We start from the raw sequence: 23,252 nt of genomic DNA on the forward strand, positions 1-23,252 counted from the left end.
GCGCGATCCGGGAATTTCGGACCGCGCTCAATCACTTTAGCCGAACTGGTGTGGCGCCGGCGCCATAGGCTCAGTGCGCCTTGGCGTTGCACTTCTCGAGGCTCGCGGCGTCGAAATCGGTGCCATTGGCGCGGAAGGCCGAAAGCTTGCCGACTTCACGGGCGACGAGCTCGCAGACGATGCCGTCGCGGGCATTGGCCTTGGCGGCGGTGCAGGTGCCGCCATTGCACTTCCAGAGGGTCGAGCGGGTGACGAGGCTGGCCTTGGCCGGCGCGCTCACCGGAGTGGCGGCGTAATAGCCGTTCGGGGCACCCTGCGCGATGCCGGCGGCGGGGACGAGGGCCAGCGTGGCCGCGGCCGCTGCGGCGAAGAAGCGGGTCATGGAAACCTCCTGGGGTCGAATCACACTGCAACGGGTGTTGCGACTCAATATCTAATTGACACAAAGGTAAGTTGCAACGAGAAACTATTGCTGCAATGCAAGAAGTTACGGCATTCCGTAGCGTCATAAATTGCGATAGGGTGACAAGTCATGGGTGGTGCCATTCGAGAGTCCCTGCGCCAGCTGGCGAATGACTGCAGCCTTCCGGCGGCACTGGAAGCGATGGGCGAGCGCTGGTCGTTCCTGATCCTGCGCGGCTCGTTCAACGGGCTGCACCATTTCGAGGAATTCCAGTCCGAGCTGGGCATCGCGCGCAACATCCTCGCCAATCGGCTGGCGCGCCTGGTCGACAAGGGCATCCTGGTCCGCGAGCCCTGCGCCGACGATCGCCGCAAGATCGAATATCGCCTGACCGACAAGGGCTATGCGCTGCTGCCGGCGATGATCGCGCTCAGGCAATGGGGCGAGCGCTGGGAGACCGGCACGCCTGCCTATCCGGTGCTGGTCGATGCCCGCGACAGCCGGCCGATCCGGCCGGTGCAGGTGCTGAGCCATGACGGACGGGCGCTGGGCAAGGGCGACCTGCTCTGGGCGCTGCCCGAGGATGTGGTGCGCGACGAGGAACTGGCCGAGGTGAAGGCGGCGGAATAGTCTCTTCTTCCTCCCCTCTGGCGGGGGGAGGATTTGGAAGTCAGCCGCCCAGCCCCGCCAGCCGCCCCCGCACATTCTCCGGGATCGGCTTCGACTTTCGGGTCTCCAGGTCGACATGGACGCTGACCATCTCGATCTCGGTGTGCAGCTCGCCGGTGTCGGCGTGGCAGAGCTCGATGCGCATCGTCATGCTCGATGTGCCGACCCGCTCGACGCGGGCGAAGCCTTCCACCATGTCGTCGAAGGCGAAGGGCTTCCTGTAGTCCACGCGCGCGCTGACGACGTTGAACTCGGCGTCGAGCCAGTCGGGGCCGATATCGCCCAGATCCGCCCAGCGCCAGAATTCGCCGAGGGTGACGTCGGCATATTCGAGATAGCGCGAGTTGAAGACGATCTTCTGCCCGTCAATCTCGGAATAGCGGACGCGGAAGCGGGTGGAGAATTGGAAGCCTGGGCGCATGGCGGTGGGTTGGCGCGGTGTGAGCGTCAGGTCAACCTGGGTAGCTCCCCGGCGAAGCCGGGGAGCGGGAGGAGGGAAACTAGGTCAGCAGCTTGACGCCGACGATCGCGAGCACCGTCGCCAGGATCGGCGTGAGTACCCGGTCTGACACGCGGGTCGCGATCAGGCTGCCGACGACGATGCCGGGGATCGAACCGAGCAGTAGCGCGACCAGCAGGTTGAGATCGACCGAGCCCATCGACCAGTGGCCGAGTCCGGCGATGAAGGTGAGCGGCACGGCGTGGGCGATATCCGAGCCGACCAGCCGGGCGACCGGCGAGCCGGGATAGAGGACGAGCAGCGCGGTCATGCCCAGCGCGCCCGCGCCGACCGAGGTGAGCGAGACCAGCACGCCGAGCGCCACGCCGAGCAGCACGGTGAGCGCGGCCACCACCTGCTCGTCGAGCTTGGCGAAGCGCCGGCCCGCGGCGCGGACGATCTGGACACGGAACAGCACTGCAACGGCGGTGAAGACCAGCGTGGCACCGAGAATGACGGAGATCAGGTGCCCGGTATCCTTGGCGTCGCGGTGGGCGGCGGCGAGGTAGAGCAAGGTGAGGATCGTCGCCGGCACGCTGCCGGTCGCCAGCCGGCGGACCACTCGCCAATCGACCGAGCCGCGCCAGCCATGGACGGCGGTGCCGACCGCCTTGGTGCCCGAGGCATAGAGCAGGTCGGTGCCGACCGCGGTGGCCGGGTGGAAGCCGAAGGCGAGGACGAGCAGCGGCGTCATCAGCGATCCGCCGCCAACCCCGGTCAGCCCGACAAGCAGGCCGACCAGAATCCCGGCCAGCGAATAAAGCAGGTCGATATGCAGCACTGGACCGGGCTCAGCCTGCCTTTGCCGGGGTGTTGACGCCCATCGACTTGAGATACTGCTTCACGTTGCGCGCCGCCTGGCGCAGGCGCTGCTCGTTCTCGACCATCGCGATGCGCACAAAGCCCTCGCCATTCTCGCCGTACCCGACGCCGGGTGCGACCGCGACCTTGGCATGGGTGAGCAGCTGCTTGGAGAATTCGAGGCTGCCGAGATGCGCGAGCGCCGGGGGCAAGGGTGCCCAGGCGAACATCGAGGCGGGCGGGCTGGGGATATCCCAGCCGGCGCGGCCGAAGCTCTCGACCAGCACGTCACGGCGCTTGTGGTAGAGCTGGCGGTTCGCCTCGACGATGTCCTGCGGGCCGTTGAGCGCGGCGCAGGCGGCGGCCTGGATCGGCGTGAAGGCGCCGTAGTCGAGATATGACTTCACGCGCGTCATCGCCGCGATCAGCTTCTTGTTGCCGACCGCGAAGCCCATGCGCCAACCGGCCATCGAATAGGTCTTGGAGAGCGAGGTGAACTCGATCGCCACGTCCTTGGCGCCCTTGACCTGCAGGATCGAGACGGTCGGCTTGCCGTCGAAATAGAGCTCCGAATAGGCGAGGTCGGAGAGGATCCACACCTTGTTCTCTCGCGCCCAGGCGACCAGCCGCTCGTAGAAGGCGAGGTCGACCGTCTCCGCCGTCGGGTTCGACGGATAGTTGACCACCAGGATCGAGGGGCGCGGCACGGTGAAGGCGATCGCGCGCTCGAGGCTCTCGAAATAATGCTCGTCCGGCGTGGTCGGCACCGCGCGGATCGTGGCACCCGCGAGGATGAAGCCGAAGGTATGGATCGGGTAGCTGGGGTTGGGTGCCAGCACGACGTCGCCCGGCGCGGTGATCGCGGTGGCGAGGCTGGCCAGGCCTTCCTTCGAGCCCATCGTCACCACGACTTCGGTCTCGGGGTCGATCTCGACGCCGAAGCGGCGGGCATAATAATTGGCCTGGGCGCGGCGCAGGCCGGGGATGCCGCGCGACTGGGAATAGCCGTGCGCGTCAGGCTTCTGCGCGACTTCGACCAGCTTCTCGATCACGTGCGGCGGCGGCGGCAGGTCGGGGTTGCCCATGCCGAGATCGATGATGTCCTCTCCCGCCGCACGCGCCGCTGCCCGCATCGCGTTCACTTCGGCGATGACATACGGGGGCAGGCGCTTCATGCGGTAGAATTCTTCGGACATTTCCTCATCTCTCAGGGGTTGGAGCGCGGCACGACGCTGTACCGTTCGGTTCCCCTACGCCATGTTCGCGTCTGCGGGAATGACGAGTTGGATGTGGTGCGCTAAAGCAGCGCTTGAAGAGGATGCGCATGGCCGAGACGACGACCCCGCCGATTCCCGACCTGGAAGACCTGCAGCACTGGACCTGGGTGCTGGGCCGGGCCCAGCAGATGATGCTGGAACATGGCTTCGACTGGGTCGAGCACATGCCGGCGGCGCCGCCGTTCGGCGCGCTGCTCGATCCGACCGCGGCGGTGAAGGCGAGCACCGATTTCTGGTCGGACACGATGAAGCTGTGGCAGCGCTTCCTGGATCCGACGCATGCCGAACCCTTCGAGGAATCGCCCGAGCAGGCGCGCGACAAGCGCTTCAAGGCGCCGCAATGGCGCGAGGAGCCGGTGTTCGATTTCCTGCGCCAGAGCTATTTCGTCATCGCCGACCATATGTTGCGCGGGGTCGATGCGATGGAGGGGATGGATTCGAAACAGAAGGAGCAGGTGCGCTTCGCGACCAGGGGATTCATCGATGCACTGAGCCCGACCAACTTCCCGGCGACCAATCCCGAAGTGCTCGAGAAGATCGTCGAGACCAAGGGCGAGAGTCTGCTCAAGGGCCTGTCCAACATGATGGGCGACATGGCCAAGGGCCAGATGACCCAGACGGCGGAAGGCGCCTATGAGCTGGGCCGCAACCTGGCGATGACGCCGGGCAAGGTGGTCAAGCGCACGCCGCTCTACGAGCTGATCCAGTATGCGCCGGCCGAGGGCGCCAAGCAGGTCTACGCCACCCCGCTGCTGATCTTCCCACCCTGGATCAACCGCTTCTACATCCTCGATCTCAACCCCGAGAAGAGCTTCATCCGCTGGGCGGTGGAGCAAGGGCTGACCGTGTTCGTCGTCTCGTGGAAGTCCGCCGATGCCACGATGAAGGACGTGGTGTGGGACGATTTCGTCGAAGGCGGGCAGATCGACGCGATCGACACGGTCCGCGATCTGCTCGGCGTCGAGGGCGTGCACACGATCGGCTATTGCGTCGCCGGCACCACGCTCGCGGCGACCCTGGCGGTGCTGCATGCGCGGGGCGAGGCAAGGAAGGTGGCGAGCGCGACCTTCTTCACCGCGCAGGTCGATTTCTCCGAGGCCGGCGAGCTCGGCATGTTCGTCGATGACGACCAGCTGGCGATGATCCGCAACCTGAGCGCCGACGGCTTTCTCGACGGGCGCTACATGGCGGCGACGTTCAACCTGCTGCGCGGCCGCGACCTGATCTGGAACTACGTCACCAACAACTACCTGATGGGCAAGGACTATGCCCCGTTCGACCTGCTCCACTGGAACTCGGACGTGACCAACCTGCCGGCACGCTGGCACATGAGCTACCTGACCGACCTGTACCGCGACAACAAGCTGGTCCAGCCCGGCGCGCTGACGATCAACGGGACGCCGCTCGACCTCTCCAAGGTGCTGACGCCGACCTATGTCCAGGCCGGGCGCGAGGACCATATCGCGCCGGCGCAGAGCGTCTGGAAGATGACCCATTACTTCAAGGGGCCGCTCAAGTTCGTGCTGGCGGGCTCCGGCCATATCGCGGGGGTGGTGAACCCCCCTTCGGCGCAAAAATACCAGTATTGGACCAATTCGGACAAGGTTGAGACGCTCGCGGAGTTCTTTGCGGGCGCAAAAGAGACTAAGGGGAGCTGGTGGCCCGACTGGATCGAATGGCTTGCAGCAATCGATTCGGAAAAGGTGCCGCCAAAGGGCGCTCGCGTGCCCGGCAAGGGGAAGCTTGCGGCGCTGGAAGATGCGCCCGGCAGCTACGTGCGTACGCGCTGATTTATCATCTAATTTGAACGCTTTGTGTATTTTTGTGCACTGCACAATAATGCTTGCAATGCCTGCCGGAAAAGCCTACATGTTGCATCGCAGCAATAGCTTTTAGGGAAGGCATATCATGGCCACCAAGGGACCGAAGACCGGCAAGCCAGCCGCTCCGAAGCCTGCGGCGCGCGCCAAGGCCGCGCCGGCGAAGGTTGCTGCGCCCAAGGCTGAGACGCCCGTGCAGGAGAAGGTTGCCAAACCGATCGTCGAGACGATCGTGAAAGCCCCCGTCGCCGAGCCGGCACCGGTCCTTGCGGACGCAACGCAGGAAGTGACTGAAACTGTTGAAGCCGTGGTCGAGCCGATCGTCGAGGCCGTCACGGAAACCGCAACCACCGCCGTGGAGATCGTCGAAGAGACGGTCGCCGCGCCGGCAGTGAAGGAAAAAGTGATGACCACCATCGAGAACGCCACCGGCAAGGCCCAGGCTCTGTTCGCCGAGTGGAACGACCGCACCAAGGCCGCTGTCGAGAAGTCGACCAAGCTGGTCGAGGAAGCCAATGACTTCGCCAAGGGCAATGTTGAGGCACTCGTCGAGTCGGGCCGCATCGCCGCCAAGGGCTTTGAAGGCCTTGGCCAGGACGCCGCCGAGTATAGCCGCAAGAGCTTCGAAAGCGCGACCGCCGCGCTGAAGAGCTTCTCGTCGGCCAAGACGCCGGCCGACTTCTTCAAGCTGCAGAGCGACTATTTCCGCGGCGCGTTCGACTCGTACGTCGCCGAGGCTTCGAAGAACACCGAGGCGCTGATCAAGCTCGCCAGCGACGCGGCCCAGCCGCTGTCGAACCGCGTTGCCGTCGCCGCCGAGAAGGTGAAGACCGCGGCGTAAGCCGGCGCTTCCCGCCAACCGGCGCAAGCCGGACAAATCGGCGCCGGAAGACACAGGATCAGGGCGGCCTTTCCTTCGGGGAGGGCCGCCCTTTCCTTTTGCGAAAAGCACCCGGCTGTTCTCAATCAGGGTTTACGCGTGCGGCGCGGCCTTGCCCTTGGGGACGCGAGCCCATATTTTCCGCGGCGTGACAGATCCCGTGACATTCGACACCAACATGCCGCTGCGCATGGCCGAGGACGGCAATGACGACGATCGGGGCAACAACCCCTCGATCGGCCTCGCCACGCGTACTCGCACGCGCACCAAGAAGCCGACGCCCTATCGGGTGCTGATGCTCAACGACGATTACACGCCGATGGAGTTCGTCGTGCTGTGCCTGCAGCGCTTCTTCCGGATGGACATGGAAGAGGCGACTCGGGTGATGCTCCACGTCCACCAGCGCGGCGTGGGCGTGTGCGGGGTGTTCAGCTATGAAGTCGCCGAGACCAAGGTGAGCCAGGTGATCGAGTTCGCCCGGCAGAATCAGCATCCGCTCCAGTGCACGCTGGAAAAGGCCTGATCCTTTCCTGACTGTCGTTGCGGCGTTTCCCGCATGGCCGTTCCCCGGCGAAAGCCGGGGCCCAGGGTTTCTCTGCCGCCTCGTTTGCGACCCTGGGCCCCGGCTTTCGCCGGGGAACCGGTGTTAGTGCATGGTTGCGGCCGCGGTCGCGGTTAATGTCGTTACACCCCTGCCTAAGGGCTTGTCCTCGTAGGCGTTTTTCCGGGCGACACAGGTTCGGCGCGAATCGGTAAAAGGCCCTCAGTTCCTGGGAACCGGGGGGGTTTGGGCGGGAACGCAGGGCCGGACGGCGCGACTTGTCACCGCTGACGTCCGGCCCGACTTTTTCCGAGAATCGATGGATGCCGCTCAGCGCGCCCTGGGGAGCCAGCTGAGATCGAGCCCTTCATAGCGATTGACGTAATTGGCGGCGCGGGCGAGCGCGCGTTCGTCGAGCAAGGTGACGCGACCGCCTTCGCGCGCGATCAAATGCTCCTCCTCGAGCTGGCGCAGCATCCGGTTGACGTGCACGGCGGTCAACCCGGTGGCGTCCCCCACTTCCTCCTGCGTCAGTCCCAGCGAGAAGACATTGGCCAGGCTCTTGTCGGTGGCGCGCAGGCGATTGCGCAGCTCGAGCAGCAGCGCGGCGACGCGCGCCTTGGCGCTGGTGCGGCCGAGCGCGGCGAGCCGGTCGGTGAGCGCCACCCGCTCGATCTGCGAATAGACGAACACCATCGCCGAGAGGCGGGGATGGGCGAGCATCAGATCCGACAGCACGCCGCGATCGAACGGGCATACGACGCAGTCCGAAAGCGCGGCGAGTGTCTCGGGGGCTTCCTGATAGACGGCGCTGGAGACGCCGAGCATGTCCCCCGGGAACATGAAGCGCAGGATCTGGCGGCTGCCGTCGTCGAGCAGCACATAGCTCATCATCAGGCCCTTGCGCAGGATGTAGAGCTCGCTGCAGCCCTCATTCTCACGCTGGAGCACCGCCCCGCGACGCACATGCCGCTGGCGTTCCTCCAGTTTTTCGAGCGCATTCTGCTCGATCTCGGTCAGATCGATCAGCTCGCTCAGCTTTTCCGCAAAACAACTGCCGGACACGCGATGGCTTCCCCCCACGCGCCGATGCAAAGCAGTGCAATTGAATCAATGCATTAAAATCGATCAAGGGCGCAAAAAACGCCTGCACCCGAGCGGAGCGCCCCCTCAGACTTGCGTGCAGCGGGCGAGCGACTAGAAGCCCGGCATGGACCGTATTCTCATTCGTGGCGGCAATCGCCTCTCCGGCAAGATTCCCGTCTCCGGCGCCAAGAACGCCGCGCTCACGCTGATGCCCTGCGCGCTGCTCACCGACGAGCCGCTGACGCTGCGCAACCTGCCCCGCCTGGCCGACGTCGACAGCTTCGGCCACCTGCTCAACGAGCTGGGCGCCTCGACGGCGATCGAGGGCACGCGGCCGACCGATTTCGGGCGGGTGATGACGGTGCGCGCGGGCAAGCTGACCTCGACGGTCGCGCCCTATGACATCGTGCGGAAGATGCGCGCTTCGATCCTGGTGCTGGGTCCGCTGCTCGGCCGTGCCGGCGAGGCGACCGTCTCGCTGCCCGGCGGCTGCGCGATCGGCAACCGCCCGATCGACCTGCACCTGAAGGCGCTCGAGGCGATGGGCGCTGAGATCGAGATCGCTGCCGGCTATGTGAAGGCAAGCGCGCCGGGCGGGCGACTCAAGGGCGGGCGCTTCAGCTTCCCGGTGGTTTCGGTCGGCGCCACCGAGAATGCGCTGATGGCGGCGGTGACCTGCAAGGGTACCACCGTGCTCGACAACGCGGCGCGCGAGCCGGAGATCGTCGACCTGTGCAACCTGCTCGTCGCGATGGGCGCGCAGATCAGCGGCATCGGCACCGAGCGGCTGGAGATCGAAGGCGTCGATCGTCTGCACGGGGCGACCTATGCGGTGATGCCCGACCGGATCGAGGCGGGCAGCTATGCGTGCGCCGCCGCGATCACCGGCGGTGACGTCGAGCTGGTCGGCGCCGAGGCGAACGACATGCGCGCGACTCTCGATGCACTCGTGCAGGCCGGCGTCACGGTCGAGGAGACCAAGGGCGGCATCCGCGTCGCGGCCAATGGCCCGCTCAAGCCGCTGACGCTGTCGACCGCGCCCTTCCCGGGCTTCGCGACCGACATGCAGGCGCAGTTCATGGCGATGCAGCTGGTTGCCGAGGGCGCCAGCGTGTTCACCGAGACGATCTTCGAGAACCGCTACATGCACGTGCCCGAGCTCGCCCGCATGGGCGCGCATATCGACGTGCGCGGCCGCACCGCCGTGGTGCACGGGCCGACCAGGCTGGTCGGTGCCCAGGTGATGGCAACCGACCTGCGGGCCTCGATGAGCCTGATCCTTGCCGGCCTGGCCGCCGAGGGCGAGACCCAGGTCAATCGCGTCTATCATCTCGACCGCGGCTATGAGCGGCTCGAGGAGAAGCTGCAGGCCGTGGGCGCCGATATCGAGCGCGTCGGCGACGGTTAGGATGCCGCGGGGGCGGGGCATCAGGCTGGCGATGGGATCGGCGGCGCTGCTGCCGGCCCTTGTGCTTGCCGCAAGCTGGTTCCTCGCCTCCAAGATCGCCGCCGGCCATGCATCGGTAGTTACGCCGGCAGCGGCGCCGGCCGAGCAGGTGAAGCTGACGGCACGAGACGGCGTCGCGATCGCCGGCACCTATTGGCCGGGCCGAACGGCGAACGCGCCGGCGGTGCTGCTGCTCCACGGCGTCGGCGCCTCGCGCAACCAGACCGCGCCGATGGCCGAGGCGCTGGTCGCGCAGGGCTATGCGGCGCTGGCGATCGATCTGCGCGGGCATGGCGCATCGACGATCACCGATCACAGCTATGGTCTCGACGAGGGGCTGGACGCACGCGCCGCGTTCGACTGGCTGAAGGCCCGGCAGCATCGCGGCAAGGTGGCGGTGATCGGCGTCTCGCTGGGCGGGGCGGCGGCGCTGATCGGGCGCGACGGTCCGGTGCCGGCCGACGCGCTGGTGCTGGTCGCCGTGTTCCCGGACATCCGCCACGCCATCTACAACCGCATGGCTTCGGTGCTGACGCCGGTGGGCGGGACGATCGCCGAGCCGCTGCTCAGCTTCCAGTCGCTGCCGCGCTACGGCGTCTGGCCCGGGCGCATCGCGCCGATCGCGACGATCCGCGATTTCACCGCGCCGGTGCTGGTGATCGGCGGGGCGTCGGACCGCTACACGCCGCCGACGGAAACCCGCGCGCTGTTCGAGGCGGCGCCGAGCCGCAAGGGGCTGTGGCTGGTGCCGGGGCTGAGCCACGGCGAGGTCAGCAACCTGCACGATGCCGAATGGGCCCGGCGGGTGAGCGGTTTCCTGCGCGGAACGATCGGAGCGCCCTAGCGGCTATTCCGCCGCGATTGCGATCGGCGGCGGGTCCTTGCGGTGGGCCGAGGCGACCTGGTTCCGGCCGTTCTCCTTGGCCTGGTACAGCGCCGCATCGGCCATGGTGAGCAGGTCGCCGGCGGTGCGGGTGGTCTCGGGGATCGAGGCGACGCCGAACGAAGCCGAGATCCTGGCATCGTGGATCGCCGACAGCGCCTCGATGCGGGTGCGCAGCATCTCGCCGATATGCATCGCATCGGCATGGTCGCATTCGGGCAGGATCACCACCAGCTCCTCGCCGCCATAGCGGCAGGCGACATCGGAGGGGCGCAGTGCGCCGATGATCGCGCCGGCGACCGCGCGCAGCACGGCGTCGCCCATCGCATGGCCATGCTCGTCGTTGAGCTTCTTGAAATGATCGAGGTCGATCATGATCGCCGAGAGCGGCGTGCCGCTGCGCTCGGCAAGGCTGGCGTAACGCTCCAGCGCATCTTCCATGTAGCGGCGATTGTAGAGCCCGGTCAGCGGATCGCGCAGCGCCTGGGTGCGCAGCTTCTCGCGCAGCGCGATGTTGGAGACGGCGAGCGACATCGCATCGGCGACCGCTTCGGCGAGCGGGCGGATCTCGGCGAGGCGCGCGGTGGCGTCTTCCGCGCCGGTGGCGACCTTGAGCATGCCCTGGATCTCGCCATGCGCCATCATCGGGACTTCGAGCACGGTCAGGCCCGATGCGTGATGCTCGCAGCGGAGCATGCCAGGGCCGTTGCCGTTGATATGCGCCTTGCCGCGCTTGAGCGCCCAGCAAAGCGAGGGCGACAGCGTCTTGAGCAGCCGCTCGTCCTCCGGCCAGTTCCAGCTGGTCGACAGCTCGAGCCGGTCGCGCGAATTGTTGAAGATGTAGAGCGCGCCGCAAAAGCCGGCGAGCAGGGTCTCGACCGTGGCGCGCAGCACGGCGTTGGCGTCGGCATAGCCATTGGCGCTCTGCAGCATGTCGGTCATCTGGAGCAGGCGCTGGACGCGGCGCCGCTCCGCCTCGGCTTCGACCGCGGCGAGGCGGCGCTGCTCCAGGCCTTCGTTGTTGCGCGGCGTGGCGAACACCAGGATCGCCAGGGCGATGCTGCCGGCCAGCATCTCTACCGCATAGGCGATGAACTGGCCGAGCTCGCCCTGCACGAACATGCTCGTGCCGCGCGCGACCATCATCAGGACGACCGAACCGGCAAGCGCCGCCGGCACGACGCGCATCAGCCGGTCAAGCGCTTGGGAGGACTTCGAGTTCATCTTCACCCATCCGAGAGCACCCGCTCGAACGGGCATACCCACTCATTATAGGGCGATCTCGGATGGGGTGTGCTCAGCGGGTGGCGGTGCTCATCGAATAGGGGCGGGCGGCCTTGCCGGTCGCCCAGCTCTTGTTCGGGGTGGCCGACATGGTGAACTTCAGTTCGCCGCCGGCGACGATCTCGTCATGGGTCAGATAGCCGCGCGCCAGCGGCTTGCCGTTGAGCGTGACCTTGCCGACATATTTGTTGGCGTCCGACAGGCCCTCGGCGACCACGGTGAAGCGCTTGCCGTTCGGCAGGTTGAGCGCGGCGCGATCGAGGAAGGGCCGGCCGATCACATACTGGTTCGAGCCGGGCGCGACGGGATAGAAGCCGAGCGCGGTGAAGACGAGCCAGGCCGACATCTGGCCGAGATCGTCATTGCCCGACAGGCCATCCGGCGTCGGCTTGTACTGGCTCTCGACAATCTGCTTCAGCCGCTCCTGGGTGCGCCAGGGCTGGCCGGCATAGCTGTAGAGATAGGCCACGTGGTGGCTCGGCTCGTTGCCATGGATATACTGGCCGATCAGTCCGGCAATGTCCTCGGCATGGCTGTAGTCGATCTTCGAATTGTCGAAGTCGAACATCGCATCGAGCTTCTTCACCACCGCGGCGTCGCTGCCGAGCAGCTTGAACATGCCGGCCTGATCCTGGGGCACGAACCAGGAATATTGCCACGCATTGCCCTCGGTATAGTCCGATCCATAGTTGATCGCCGTGGGGTCGAAGGGGGTGCGGTAGCTGCCGTCCGACTTGCGGGCGCGCAGGAATCCGGTCTTCGCGTCGAAGCTGTTGCGCCAGTTGCCGGCGCGCTTCTCGAAGGTCGCGGCGATGTCAGCCTTGCCCATCGCGCTCGCCATGCGGGCGATGGTCCAGTCGTCATAGGCATATTCGACCGTCTTGGAGGCCGCTTCCGGCTCCTTGTCGATCGGGACATAGCCGAGCTTCATATGCTGATCGAGGCCGCCATAGGGGCCGTAGGTGGCGCTCTTCACCATCGCGTCGAGCGCGGCGTTCGGATCGAAGCCCTTGATGCCCTTGAGATAGGCATCGGCGATCACCGGTACGGCATGATAGCCGATCATCGTCCAGGTCTCGCGGCCATGGAATTGCCAGACCGGCAGGATGCCGAAAGGGCTGACCTGCTGGCTGGCGATCAGCGAATTGACGAAATCGGCGTTCTTCTGCTCGCCCTGGGTAAGAAGCAGCAGCGGATGTTCGGCGCGGAACGTATCCCAGAGCGAGAAGGTGGAGTGGAAGGTGAAGCCCTTGGCAGCATGGACCTGATCGTCCGGCCCGCGCCAGCGGCCGTCGGCGTCGGAGAAGACGCTGGGGGCGATCATCGTGTGATAGAGCGCCGCGTAGAAGGTCTTCACCATCGCCGGCGAGCCCTGGACGGGGATCGCACCCAGCGCCTTGTCCCAGTCGGCGGTCGTCTTGTTCGAGATTTCCCGGAAGCCGCCCGGCTCGCTATCCAGATTGGCGATCGCGCCATCCTCGTCGACCGAGGAGATCGCGACCTTCACTTCGAGCGGCTGGTCGAGCATGCCGAAGTCGAGCTGCGCCACCAGCGCGCGGCCGGCGAGCTGGGCGGCATCGTCCGCGCCGCGGCTCGGGCCCTGGAAGCCCTTATATTCGACCTTCTCCTCCTTGTTCAGGAAGGCATGGCCGGTCAGCGGCGCCGAAGGACGGATCGCGAAGAACAGCTTGCGCGCCGGCGCCCAGCCGCGGGTCTCGCGCGAGCCGGTGATCGTGCCGTCCGCGCGGATGCGGATCGACGACCAGAGCGTCTTGCCCGGATAATTGTAGAGCGAGCTGCGCAGGTCGAGCACCAGATGTGCGGCCTTGCCCTTGGGGAAGACATATTGCTGGACGCCGACGCGGGTGCCGGCGGTCAGCCGGGCGCCGATGCCCGAATCGTCGAGCACCACCGAATAAAGGCCCGGCCGCGCCATCTCGCGGCTGTGGCTGAAGCGCGAGCGATAGCCCGACCCCGGCTGCTTGGGGTCACCCGGCTCGAGCGGCACCGTGTCGCCCGCGACAGGCATCATCAGGAAGTCGCCCAGGTCCGAATGGCCGGCGCCCGAGAAATGGGTCAGCGAGAAGCCCTGGATCGTCGGGTCTTCGTAGCGATAGCCGGCGGCGTGCGCATAGCATTCGCGGATCTTGCAGCCGGTATCGGTGTCCGGGCTGAGCTGGATCATGCCGAAGGGCGCGACCGCGCCGGGGAAGGTGTGTCCTTCGCCGCCGGTGCCGACCAGCGGCGCTTCGAACCAGGGCGGCGGCACCGGTTCGCCCTGTGATGCGCTGCCGGCATCCGGACTGGTCTGCGCCCATGCCGGCGCGAAGGTGAGCGACAGGGCGAGCGCGGCGAGGCCGGTACGGAGCGGGGCGTTCATGGGCGCGGGTTAGAGCATGGCCCGCGCCCGCGTCCAAGCGCGATCAGAGCTTCATCGTGCCGGTATCGACGAACCGTTGATGCCAGGACAGCGCCTCTCCACAGAGCATCGGCGTCTGCAGGCCATAGCTGCCCTTGAGTGCACGCTCGTAATAGTCGCGCAGCATCTCGCGGTAATCGGGATGCGCGCACTTCTCGATCACCACTTCGGCGCGGCGGCGCGGGGCGAGGCCGCGCAGGTCGGCCAGGCCCTGCTCGGTGACGATCACCTGCACATCCTGCGCGATATGATCGACATGGCTGACGTGCGGCACGATCGACGAGATCTTGCCGCCCTTGGCGGTGGACGGGGTCATGAAGATCGAGAGATAGGCGTTGCGCGCGAAATCGCCCGAGCCGCCGATGCCGTTCTGGATGCGCGAGCCCATGATATGGGTCGAGTTGACGTTGCCGTAGATGTCCGCCTCGATCAGCCCGTTCATCGCCAGGCAGCCCAGGCGGCGGACGATCTCGGGATGGTTGCTCATCTCCTGCGGGCGCAGGATGATGCGATCGCGGAACTGCTCCATCTCGCTGTTGAGCCGCGCCGCCGCATCCGGGCTGAGCGAGAAGGCGGTGCACGATGCCATGCGCAGCTTGCCCGAGGCCAGCAGGTCGAGCATCCCGTCCTGCAGCACCTCGGTATAGGCAGTCATGTCGGTGAAGGGCGCATCGAGCAGCCCGGCGAGAACGGCATTGGCGATGTTGCCGACGCCCGACTGGAGCGGCAACAGGTTCGCGGGCAGGCGGCCCTTGCCGACTTCGTGCTTGAAGAACTCGATGATGTGGCCGGCGATCGCCAGTGCGGTATCGTCGGGCTTGGCGAAGGGCAGGTTGCGATCGGGCGCATCGGTTTCGACCACGGCGATCACCTTGTCGGGGTCGCAGCGGAAGCTCGGCTGGCCAAAGCGATCGTCGGGGCGGACCAGCGGGATCGGCACGCGGTTGGGCGGCAGCGCGGTGCCGTAATAGATGTCGTGCATGCCATCGAGCGCGGGGTTCTGCCAGCTGTTGACCTCGAGGATCACGGCATGGGCGCGATCGAGCCAGGTCTTGTTGTTGCCGACCGAGGAGGAAGGGATCAGCGAGCCGTCCGCGTTGATGCCGGCGACTTCGATCACCGCGATGTCGAGCGGCCCCAGAAACCCTTCCCAGGCCATGGGCGCGACCTGGCTCAGATGCATGTCGAGATATTCCATCTCGCCCTTGTTGATCCGCTCGCGCGCGGTGGGGTCGGAGTTATAGGGCAGGCGCAGTTCGATGCCGTCAGCCGCGGCGAGCGCGCCGTCGAGCTCGGGGCCGGTCGAGGCGCCGGTCCACACCTTCACCCGCAGGTTGCGCCCTGCCTTGCGCTCGTCGGCGATCCGCTTCGCGAGCGCCATCGGCACCGCCTTGGGATAGCCCGATCCGGTGAAACCGCTCATGCCGACGGTCATGTGATCGTCGATGAAGCTGGCGGCCTGCTCGGCGCTGGTGACCTTGGCGGCAAGTCCGGGATGGGCGATACGCGAAGTCATGGGCATCCTCTCGGGCGATGTCGCCCGCTCGCTAGCGCACGGCGGATGCATGCACGAATGCAGGTTTCGCATGCTGCACGCGCGAGGCGAGCACGGGGGCTGACGCGGCGCGGCGGGCGCTCTAGGCTGGCGGCATGAAGATCGCCGCACTGCTGCTGCCCGTCGCCCTTTCGGTTCCCGCGCCCGAGCAGGGCAAGCGCCTGCCGGTGCATATCGGCGGCCGCGCCGTGGCCGAGGGGAAGGCGCTGCGCTTCGGCTGGCCGGGCACCTATTTCGAAGGGCGCTTCCGCGGCACCGACGTGACCGTGGCCTTCGACACCAAGACCGATTTCTATCGCGTGCTGGTCGACGGCAAGGTCTTCCAGACCTTGACCAAGCCGGAGCGGACCGAGTTGCGGGTGAAGGGGCTCAAGCCTGGTGTGCACACGGTCCGGCTGGAGAAGCTGACCGAAAGCCAGTCGGGCGGCGGCATCTTCCTGGGCTTCTTCACCAGCGGCACGCCGATGGCAGCGCCGGCGCTGCGCAACCAGATCGAGTTCATCGGCGATTCGCACAGCGTCGGCTATGGCAACACCTCGCCGACGCGCGACTGCAAGTCGCAGCAGGTGCACGACACGACCGATACCAGCGCGGCGTTCGGGCCGGTCCTGGCGAAGCGGCTGGGCGCGGACTATCGGGTGATCGCCTATTCGGGCTACGGCGTCGTCCGCAACTATGCGGGCAAGTTCCCGGGCGAGAACCTGCCCTATCTCTATCCGCGTGCCATCCCGGGCGAGGCCGGGGCCGCCGCGCCGGACAAGGGCTGGCGGCCGGGCGTGATCGTCATCAACCTCGGTACCAACGACTTCTCGACGCCGGTCCATGCCGGTGAGGCCTGGGCGGATGAAGCGGCGCTTCGGGCGGACTATCGGGCCAAATACATCGCATTCGTCCGGGCCCGACAGGCGGCGCAGCCTGGTGCGCGCATCCTCCTGATGGGCGCCGAGAATTTCTACGCCGATGTCGCCGCCGTCGCCGCCGCGACGGGGGCAACCCCGGTGAAGGTGCCGGCGCTCGAAATGACAGGGTGCAACTGGCACCCGTCGCTCAAGGATCACCGGGTGATGGCGGACCTGCTCGCCGCGACGCTCAGAACGCCGAAGCGCTGAGCTTCACATCGGCGCGGACCCAGGCGGCGGCGAAGTCCTTTTCCGCCGTGCCTGCATCCTTGCCTTGCGCCTTCAATGCCTGGGCGAGGCCGAACAGCGCCCAGCCGTTGTGCGGATTGCGCTTGAGGTCCTCGCGATACACTGCCTCGGCTTCCGTCGGCGTGTTGCTGCCGAGCAGGGCTGCGCCGAGCAAGTGGCGGCTCGGGAAGAACGCGTCCGAAGGCTCGTTGTACGAGAGCGTATCCTCGACCTTCACGGCTTCGCGTAGCGCGGTGAGCGCGGCCGGCTTGTCGCCGCTGTCCCAGGCGATCCGCGCTTCCGCGCGCAGTTCGGCGATGCGGAACAGCGGGGCGGCCATGTTCATGCCGGCCAGCGCATCGGCGGGAGCACCGGCGATCTTCGCCTTGAGCTTCGCCAGCTCTGCTTTTGCCTCATCGCGCTTGCCCGTGGCGGCGAGCGCGATGGTGCGGGCGGAGAGCCAGTTGACGGTGAGATCGAGCAACCGGGCATCGGGCTGCGGCTCGGCGAGCATCTCCTGCCAGCGGCCAAAGCGGATCAGCGCTTCGTAGAGATAGCCGATGCCCCAATCCATGCCGGGCATGGCGGCGGCCTGATCGTCGGTGAATACCTTGCGGACGTCGCGCAGCGCCTTGATCGTCTCGGCGCTGCGGCCCTCCATCGAGGCGGCGGCGGCGAGGAACTGGAGATTGTGCGCCGAATACATCGGGTAGTAATCGATCGCCGCGGTCTTCGCGTAATAGGCCTTGTCCGCCGCATCGGCGAGGCGATTGGCCTCGGCCGATTCCTCGTAGCGGCCGACGCGCTGGAGGATGTGCGAAGGCATGTGCACGACATGGCCGGCGCCCGGCATCATCGCCTTGAGCCGCTCGGCGGAGTCGATCGCCTTGCCCGGCGCGGTCGAGGCTTCGACGGCGTGGATGTAATAATGATTGGCGCCGGGGTGATGCGGGTTGCGGGCGAGCACCGTCTCCAGCGTCGTCACGATCTCGGGCGTATCCCTGGCCGGGGTGCCGTCGGCGTTCCACAGCTTCCACGGCGTACGGTTCATCTGCGCTTCGGCGAACAGCGTCAGGATGTCGTCATCCTTGGGGAAGGCCCTGGCGGCATCGCGCATCGCGTCGCCGAACGCGGCGAGCAGGGGTGCGCTGTTCGTCGGATCGACCGGCTGGGGGCCGGTGTAGCGCTTCGCCAGCGCGACGATCAGCGCGCGGTTCGCCGGGGTGGCGGCCGGTGCCAAGGCTTCGGCCTTCTTGAGCGCGTCCCAGGCGACGCGGGCGCGGGCCTCGGCCATCATCGGCATGTTGTAATTGGGGCCGAGGGTCAGTGCGACGCCCCAATAGCAGATGCCGCATTTGGGATCGGCCTTGGCGGCCCTGGCGAAGCTCCGCGCGGCCTCGTCGTGGTTGAACGCCCAGAGCAGGCGCATGCCCTGGTCGAAATAGGCCTGGGCGGCGGGGACCGTGGTACCGGCATCGCGGTGAAAGCTGCCGAGATCGGGGAAGAGCTGGGCGCCCGCGGACCAATCGGCGAGCGTCTGCGGGAAGCCGTGGCCGGCGTGCATGCCGGCCATGTCATTGGTCTGGGCGGCGGCGGGTAGCGCCAGCAGCGATGCGGCGAGCAGCGTGAGAAAGCGCGAAAGACGGATCATGGCCGAGTCCTCCTCGGGACGGCAGGATACGCCTTTCGCGCTCTAACCTCAATCAAGCCCTAAACGGCTTTCAGCGCCTCCTCGAAGTCCGCGATCAGGTCGTCGGCATCCTCGACGCCGATCGAGATGCGGACGAGATTGTCGGTGATGCCCAGTGCCTGTTTGCGCGCGTCCGGCACCGACAAATGCGTCATGCCGGCGGGGTGGCTGGCCAAAGTCTCGGTGCCGCCGAGCGACACGGCGAGCTTGGCGATCTTGAGCGCGTCGAGGAAGGCGAAGGCCTCCTTCTCGCCGCCCTTCAGATAGAGCGAGAAGGTGGAGCCGGCGCCGGTGCAGTGGCGCTTGTAGATGTCCGCCTGGCGCGACCCTTCCTCGAGGAAGCCGAGATAGCCGACATGCTCGACCTTGGGATGGTTGCGCAGGAACTCGCAGACCTTCACCGCATTCTCGCCGGCGCGCGACATGCGCAGCTCCAGCGTCTCCAGCGAGCGCAGCAGCATCCAGGCGGTGTTGGGATCGCAGATCGTGCCGATCGTGTTGCGCATCAGCCGGATCGTGTTGATGTGCTCCTTCGAGCCGAGCACGCCGCCCGCCACCAGGTCCGAATGGCCGCCCGCGTACTTGGTCAGCGAGTAGACGACGATGTCGGCGCCCTGCTTGAGCGGCTGGGCCCACAGCGGCCCGAGGAAGGTGTTGTCGATCGCGATCGGCGGCTTGTTGGCACCCGTGAAGATCGCGTCGCGGCTGGTGCGTACGGCCTCGACATCGACCAGCGCGTTGGTCGGGTTGGCCGGGCTCTCCAGATAGATCAGCGCGACATTGCCCGAGGCGGCCTTGCTCAGCACCGCGTCGATCTCCTCGCGGGTGGCGCCGGCAGGGAAGTCGAGCCAGTGGACGCCGAAGCGGCCGAGGATGCGGGCGATCAGCGTCTCGGTCGCTGCATAGAGCGGGCCCGAATGGACGATCGTGTCGCCCGGCTTGACCATCGACAGGAACAGGGTGGCGATCGCCGACATGCCCGAGGAGAAGGCCAGCGCGTCCTCGGCGCCTTCCCAGATGCCGAGGCGATCCTCGAGGATCTCCTGGTTCGGGCCGTTGAAGCGTGAATAGACCAGGCCATCCGCCCCGCCCGGGCGCTTGCCGGTGACGCCTTCGAAGTGGCGCTTGCCGGCCGCGGCATTGGGGAAGACGAAGGTCGAGGTGAGGAAGATCGGCGGCTTGAGCGAGCCTTCCGAGAGCATCGGGTCATAGCCATGGCCCATCATCATCGTGCTGGGCTTGAGCTGGCGGCTGCCGATCTTGTCCGCCGACGGCTTGGGGCGGCGACGCGGGGTACCGCCGGTCAGATCGGCTTCGGTTTCGTCAGTCATTCAGGCTCTCCGGACTCGGGTTATTTTGTTTCAACTGTAACGATCCGAGTGGGATTGGGGAGCCTGAAACGCGTTGGAAGGCGGAAAAGGTGCGGCGCATTTTTGCTCGCACCCAAAGGAGTGGGGCTTGGCTCAATCGATATGCAGCCTTCCCCGTTCCCCGGCTTTTGCCGGGGAGCTGCCAAAGCAACCGCTGTACTGGAGATCGATGCGCTCTTTAGAGCCCGATCAGGCTGATCTGCCGGCCATAGTCAGGCTCCTGCCGGTGCGTCGCGCGGCGGAAGCTGTAGAAATGCGCTTCTCGCGCATAGGTGTCCTGCCCCAGCATCTCGATGGTGCGCAGCCCGGCGGCGGCGAGGCGCGCGGCGACATAGGCTTCGAGGTCGAACTGCCAGTGATCCTCACGCCGGCCTTCGGTGAAGAAGCGCTCATTGTCGGGATCGGCATCGGCGAAGCGCTGGAGGAAGGCGAGATCGACTTCATAGGAGGCGCGGGCGATGCACGGGCCGATCGCGGCGACGATGCGCTCGCGGCTGGCGCCGAGCGCTTCCATCGCGGCGATGGTCGAATCGGTGACGCCGCCGACCGCGCCCTTCCACCCGGCATGAGCAGCGCCGATCACGCCAGCCTGTTTGTCGGCGAACAACACCGGCGCGCAATCGGCGGTGAGGATGCCGAGCGCCAGGCCGGGGCGATCGGTGACCAGCGCGTCGGCATGCGGGCGCAGCCGCTCTTCCCAGGGCTCGGCGACGGTGACGCAATCGGCCGAATGGACCTGGTAGAGTGAAACCAGCCGGCCGCCGGGCAACACCGCCTCGGTCGCGCGGTGGCGATTCTCGGCGATCAGCGCGGGATCGTCGGTGGAACCGAGCCCGACATTGAGGCTGGCCATCGCGCCGGTGGAGACGCCGCCCTTGCGGCCGAGAAAGCCGTGCGCGATCCCGTCCAGCGCGCGGGCGCGGAAAACTTCGACTTCACTCGTCATGCCATCACTCACAATGCGCGGCGCATCAGCCGGTCTTCATCCTCATGCTCGCCGACCAGGAAGATATAGGGGCCGCGATCCTCGAACCCGTTCTTCTCGTAGAAGCGCTTCGCCCGGTGGTTGTCGATATAGACCGACAGCCAGAGCTCGTCGGCGCCGCGCGCGCGGCCCTCTTCCACCGCCCAATCGAGCAGCGCCTGGGCGGCGCCGCTGCCCTTGGCGCGCTCGTCGAGATAGAGCTGGCGGAGTTCGTGGGGGCGCGAAGTCACCGTCGCCGGCAAGGTGAGCGCGCTGGTCTTGGCGAAGCCGGCCAGCCCCTGTTCGTCCTCGGCGATGCGGAAGCGCAGGTCGGGCTGGGCGAACTCCTCCGCCCAGGCCTCGGGCGTGAATCCCGCGAAGAAAGCGGCGAGATTCTCCGGCGCGTAGAGATGGCCGAAGGTCGCGGTGAAGCTGACCCGGAACAGCGTGTCGATCGCGGGCAGATCGGCGGGCGTGGCATCGCGGTAGATCATTCGCTGAATCCTGCCGGCACCGGCCAGCCCGGTGCAGTGAAGGCGATCACCTTGAACAGCTCGCCCATCTGCTCGGGATCGGTCAGCCGCTCACGATCCACGGCCAGCTGGCCGGCGCGATCGGGTGAGGCGAGCGACAGGCTGGCGGTACGCTCGGTGATGCCGAGGCGGGTGAGGAACTCGCCCTGGGTGACCGGGCCATGGACGACCAGCCCCTCGGCGCGCGCGGCCTCGCCCAAAGTGGCGAAATCGACATGCGCGGTGAGGTCCGCCTCGCCGGGTTCGTCGAACGGATTGGCATAGGCATGACCCCTGACCGCCTGCAGCGTGTCGCCAAGGGCCGGGCCCATATAGCCATAGTCGATGACCAGCGCCGCACCCCCCTGGTCGTTCAGCCGCTTGGCAAGCTGGCGCAGCACCGCGACACTCGCCGGCGAGGTCTCCATGATCGAGCCGGGCGCGGCATCCTTGTAGTCGCGCGGGATGATCATGTCGAAGCTGCGGTCACCGGCGATCGGCAGGAACAATGTGTCCTGGCAGGCGATGAGCCGCTCGCGCCAGCCTTCCTGGGTGGCGATGAGCTGGCGGATCGGCAGCGCGTCGAAGAACTCGTTGGCGACGAAGACCAGCGGAGCGTCGTCGGGCAGGCCGACCAGGTCGAGATGGAATTCGGCACCCGGCACGCGCTCGGCCTGGGCCGTGCGGAGCGTCGGGCTGGTCTCGACGAGATCGACCGGCGGGGTGAGGTCGATGCGCGACATTGCCCGCAGCGCGTCGGCAGCCAGCGTGCCGCGGCCCGGGCCCAGCTCGACATAGCGGATCGGCGGCTGCCCGGCGCGCTGCCAGATATCGGCGATCCACAGGCCGATCAGTTCGCCGAACATCTGGCTGACCTCGGGCGCGGTGGTGAAGTCGCCGCGTGCGCCCAGCGGATCGCGGGTGCCGTAATAATGCGCGTTGGCGGCGCCCATGAACTGCGAGAGCGGGATGGGCCCGGCCATGGTGATGGCGCGGGCCAGCCGCTCGGCAAGCAGGGGCTCGGCGGCATTGGACGCGCGTTCCCCTGCCGGGGCGTCGAGAGGGTTCTCGCTCAGGCTACGCTCTCCGTGCCAAGCGTGGGCTCGACGCGCTGGCGGCGGCCCTTGGCGGTGACGATCAGATAGATGCCGCCGACGATCATCGGCAGGCACAGCACCTGGCCCATATGGATGACATGCTCGAAGATCGTGCCCGCGAACTGCGAATCCGGCTCGCGGAAATATTCGACGAAGAAGCGGAAGCAGCCATAGCCGAGCAGGAAGATGCCGACGAGCTTGCCGGGCTCGTAGCGCGCCTTGGTGCGCCAGAAGGCATAGGCGAGGATGGCGAACAGCAGCGCGCCTTCGAGCAGGGCCTCGTAGAGCTGGCTCGGATGGCGGGCGAGCGGGCCGGCGCCGGGGAAGACGATCGCCCAGGGCAGTTCCGCCGGCTTGCCCCACAGCTCCCCGTTCACGAAGTTCGCCAGGCGGCCGAAGAACAGGCCGAAGGGCGCGCAGCAGGCGACATAGTCATGGACGCGCAGCCAGTTCAGCCCCTGCTGGCGGCACATCAGGATGATCGCCAGCGTGGTGCCGATCACGCCGCCATGGAAGGACATGCCGCCGTCCCACAGCCGCAGGATGCGCAGTGGCTCGAGGAACATTTCCGGCGCGTAGAAGATCACATAGCCAAGGCGTCCACCCAGGATGATGCCGAGCGTCGCGTAGAAGACGAGGTCGTCGGCGTGCTTCTTGCTCATCGGGGCGCCGGGTTGGCGGATCATGCGAAGCAGATACCACCAGCCGACCAGGATGCCGGCGATATAGGCCAGCGAATACCATTTGATCTGGAAGAAGCCGAGATCGAGCGCGACCTTGTTCAGGCCGAGATCCTGGAAGTGGATATGATCGGCCGCCGCGGCAGCCAGGGTGGAAAGCAGCACTGTCGGTCCCTCCGGGTGTAGCGCCCCGATAGAACAGGCTCGGTGCAAACCCAAGTGCATCTTCAACTGGGGCGGGGATGACA

21 protein-coding genes are annotated in these 23,252 nt (G+C 66.8%); 7 read left to right on the forward strand and 14 right to left on the reverse strand.

Annotated features, from left to right (window positions below; genetic code table 11):
* Positions 1 to 70: 70 nt before the first annotated feature.
* Positions 71 to 382 (reverse strand): CC_3452 family protein, encoded by a 312-nt coding sequence (locus HNP52_RS06735; protein WP_184164190.1) that lies wholly within the window; start codon positions 380 to 382, stop codon positions 71 to 73.
* A gap of 150 nt (positions 383 to 532) precedes the next feature.
* Between HNP52_RS06735 and HNP52_RS06740 the strand changes: the two genes are divergently transcribed.
* Positions 533 to 1,033, forward strand: coding sequence for a helix-turn-helix domain-containing protein (locus HNP52_RS06740; protein ID WP_184164193.1), 501 nt, complete (start codon positions 533 to 535; stop codon positions 1,031 to 1,033).
* Between the two features lie 40 nt (positions 1,034 to 1,073).
* Here HNP52_RS06740 and HNP52_RS06745 read toward each other — a convergent pair whose 3' ends face one another.
* The 3 genes from HNP52_RS06745 to HNP52_RS06755 all read right to left on the reverse strand — a co-directional run bounded on the left by HNP52_RS06745 (position 1,074) and on the right by HNP52_RS06755 (position 3,568).
* Positions 1,074 to 1,493: a thioesterase family protein gene (locus HNP52_RS06745; RefSeq protein ID WP_184164196.1), complete on the reverse strand. Its 420-nt coding sequence runs from the start codon at positions 1,491 to 1,493 to the stop codon at positions 1,074 to 1,076.
* A gap of 79 nt (positions 1,494 to 1,572) precedes the next feature.
* Positions 1,573 to 2,349 (reverse strand): sulfite exporter TauE/SafE family protein, encoded by a 777-nt coding sequence (locus HNP52_RS06750; protein WP_184165138.1) that lies wholly within the window; start codon positions 2,347 to 2,349, stop codon positions 1,573 to 1,575.
* A 13-nt stretch (positions 2,350 to 2,362) separates the two neighbouring features.
* On the reverse strand, positions 2,363 to 3,568 hold the full coding sequence (locus HNP52_RS06755) for an LL-diaminopimelate aminotransferase (RefSeq protein ID WP_184164199.1): 1,206 nt from the start codon (positions 3,566 to 3,568) through the stop codon (positions 2,363 to 2,365).
* A 122-nt stretch (positions 3,569 to 3,690) separates the two neighbouring features.
* On the opposite strand from HNP52_RS06755, the gene HNP52_RS06760 reads away from it, so the two are divergent.
* The 3 genes from HNP52_RS06760 to clpS all read left to right on the forward strand — a co-directional run bounded on the left by HNP52_RS06760 (position 3,691) and on the right by clpS (position 6,872).
* The gene (locus tag HNP52_RS06760) at positions 3,691 to 5,439 is read left to right on the forward strand and encodes a PHA/PHB synthase family protein (RefSeq protein WP_409372613.1); all 1,749 of its coding nucleotides are present in this window, start codon (positions 3,691 to 3,693) and stop codon (positions 5,437 to 5,439) included.
* A 118-nt stretch (positions 5,440 to 5,557) separates the two neighbouring features.
* On the forward strand, positions 5,558 to 6,310 hold the full coding sequence (gene phaP, locus HNP52_RS06765; RefSeq protein ID WP_184164205.1) for a phasin family protein: 753 nt from the start codon (positions 5,558 to 5,560) through the stop codon (positions 6,308 to 6,310).
* 229 nt (positions 6,311 to 6,539) lie between these two features.
* Positions 6,540 to 6,872 (forward strand): ATP-dependent Clp protease adapter ClpS, encoded by a 333-nt coding sequence (gene clpS, locus HNP52_RS06770; RefSeq protein WP_184165141.1) that lies wholly within the window; start codon positions 6,540 to 6,542, stop codon positions 6,870 to 6,872.
* Between the two features lie 348 nt (positions 6,873 to 7,220).
* Here clpS and HNP52_RS06775 read toward each other — a convergent pair whose 3' ends face one another.
* A complete protein-coding gene (locus HNP52_RS06775; protein WP_311768416.1) occupies positions 7,221 to 7,955 on the reverse strand; it encodes a Crp/Fnr family transcriptional regulator in 735 nt (244 codons plus the stop codon).
* Positions 7,956 to 8,100: 145 nt separating this feature from the next.
* On the opposite strand from HNP52_RS06775, the gene murA reads away from it, so the two are divergent.
* Both murA and HNP52_RS06785 read left to right on the forward strand, forming a co-directional pair.
* Entirely contained in the window at positions 8,101 to 9,384 is a 1,284-nt protein-coding gene (gene murA / locus HNP52_RS06780; protein ID WP_184164208.1) for a UDP-N-acetylglucosamine 1-carboxyvinyltransferase, read from the forward strand.
* Between the two features lies 1 nt (position 9,385).
* Entirely contained in the window at positions 9,386 to 10,267 is an 882-nt protein-coding gene (locus HNP52_RS06785) for an alpha/beta hydrolase (protein WP_184164210.1), read from the forward strand.
* Between the two features lie 3 nt (positions 10,268 to 10,270).
* Here HNP52_RS06785 and HNP52_RS06790 read toward each other — a convergent pair whose 3' ends face one another.
* The 3 genes from HNP52_RS06790 to HNP52_RS06800 form a co-directional block, all read right to left on the reverse strand.
* Positions 10,271 to 11,530 carry a GGDEF domain-containing protein gene (locus HNP52_RS06790; RefSeq protein WP_221416108.1) on the reverse strand — a complete coding sequence of 420 codons (1,260 nt, stop codon included), beginning with the start codon at positions 11,528 to 11,530 and terminating at the stop codon, positions 10,271 to 10,273.
* A gap of 73 nt (positions 11,531 to 11,603) precedes the next feature.
* Positions 11,604 to 13,970: a GH92 family glycosyl hydrolase gene (locus HNP52_RS06795; RefSeq protein ID WP_184164216.1), complete on the reverse strand. Its 2,367-nt coding sequence runs from the start codon at positions 13,968 to 13,970 to the stop codon at positions 11,604 to 11,606.
* A gap of 43 nt (positions 13,971 to 14,013) precedes the next feature.
* Positions 14,014 to 15,525, reverse strand: a complete 1,512-nt coding sequence (locus HNP52_RS06800; protein WP_184164219.1) for an acetyl-CoA hydrolase/transferase family protein — start codon at positions 15,523 to 15,525, stop codon at positions 14,014 to 14,016.
* A gap of 134 nt (positions 15,526 to 15,659) precedes the next feature.
* Between HNP52_RS06800 and HNP52_RS06805 the strand changes: the two genes are divergently transcribed.
* On the forward strand, positions 15,660 to 16,673 hold the full coding sequence (locus HNP52_RS06805) for an SGNH/GDSL hydrolase family protein (RefSeq protein ID WP_184164221.1): 1,014 nt from the start codon (positions 15,660 to 15,662) through the stop codon (positions 16,671 to 16,673).
* On the opposite strand, the gene HNP52_RS06810 is transcribed toward HNP52_RS06805, so the two are convergent.
* The 6 genes from HNP52_RS06810 to lgt form a co-directional block, all read right to left on the reverse strand.
* Complete coding sequence (locus tag HNP52_RS06810; protein WP_184164224.1) at positions 16,654 to 18,342, reverse strand: hypothetical protein; 1,689 nt, start codon at positions 18,340 to 18,342, stop codon at positions 16,654 to 16,656. The genes HNP52_RS06805 and HNP52_RS06810 overlap by 20 nt on opposite strands.
* Before the next feature lie 59 nt (positions 18,343 to 18,401).
* Positions 18,402 to 19,712: a cystathionine gamma-synthase family protein gene (locus HNP52_RS06815; RefSeq protein ID WP_184164228.1), complete on the reverse strand. Its 1,311-nt coding sequence runs from the start codon at positions 19,710 to 19,712 to the stop codon at positions 18,402 to 18,404.
* Positions 19,713 to 19,929: 217 nt separating this feature from the next.
* Complete coding sequence (gene pgeF / locus HNP52_RS06820) at positions 19,930 to 20,697, reverse strand: peptidoglycan editing factor PgeF (RefSeq protein ID WP_184164231.1); 768 nt, start codon at positions 20,695 to 20,697, stop codon at positions 19,930 to 19,932.
* An 8-nt stretch (positions 20,698 to 20,705) separates the two neighbouring features.
* On the reverse strand, positions 20,706 to 21,209 hold the full coding sequence (locus tag HNP52_RS06825; RefSeq protein ID WP_184164233.1) for a GNAT family N-acetyltransferase: 504 nt from the start codon (positions 21,207 to 21,209) through the stop codon (positions 20,706 to 20,708).
* A complete protein-coding gene (locus HNP52_RS06830; protein WP_184164236.1) occupies positions 21,206 to 22,210 on the reverse strand; it encodes a class I SAM-dependent methyltransferase in 1,005 nt (334 codons plus the stop codon). Before HNP52_RS06830 ends, HNP52_RS06825 begins: the two co-directional genes overlap by 4 nt.
* An 89-nt stretch (positions 22,211 to 22,299) precedes the next feature.
* The gene (lgt, locus tag HNP52_RS06835) at positions 22,300 to 23,229 is read right to left on the reverse strand and encodes a prolipoprotein diacylglyceryl transferase (protein WP_184164239.1); all 930 of its coding nucleotides are present in this window, start codon (positions 23,227 to 23,229) and stop codon (positions 22,300 to 22,302) included.
* Between the last annotated feature and the right edge of the window lie 23 nt (positions 23,230 to 23,252).

It is taken from the genome of Sphingomonas kyeonggiensis, from assembly GCF_014204495.1.
GTDB classification, from domain to species: domain Bacteria; phylum Pseudomonadota; class Alphaproteobacteria; order Sphingomonadales; family Sphingomonadaceae; genus Sphingomonas; species Sphingomonas kyeonggiensis_A.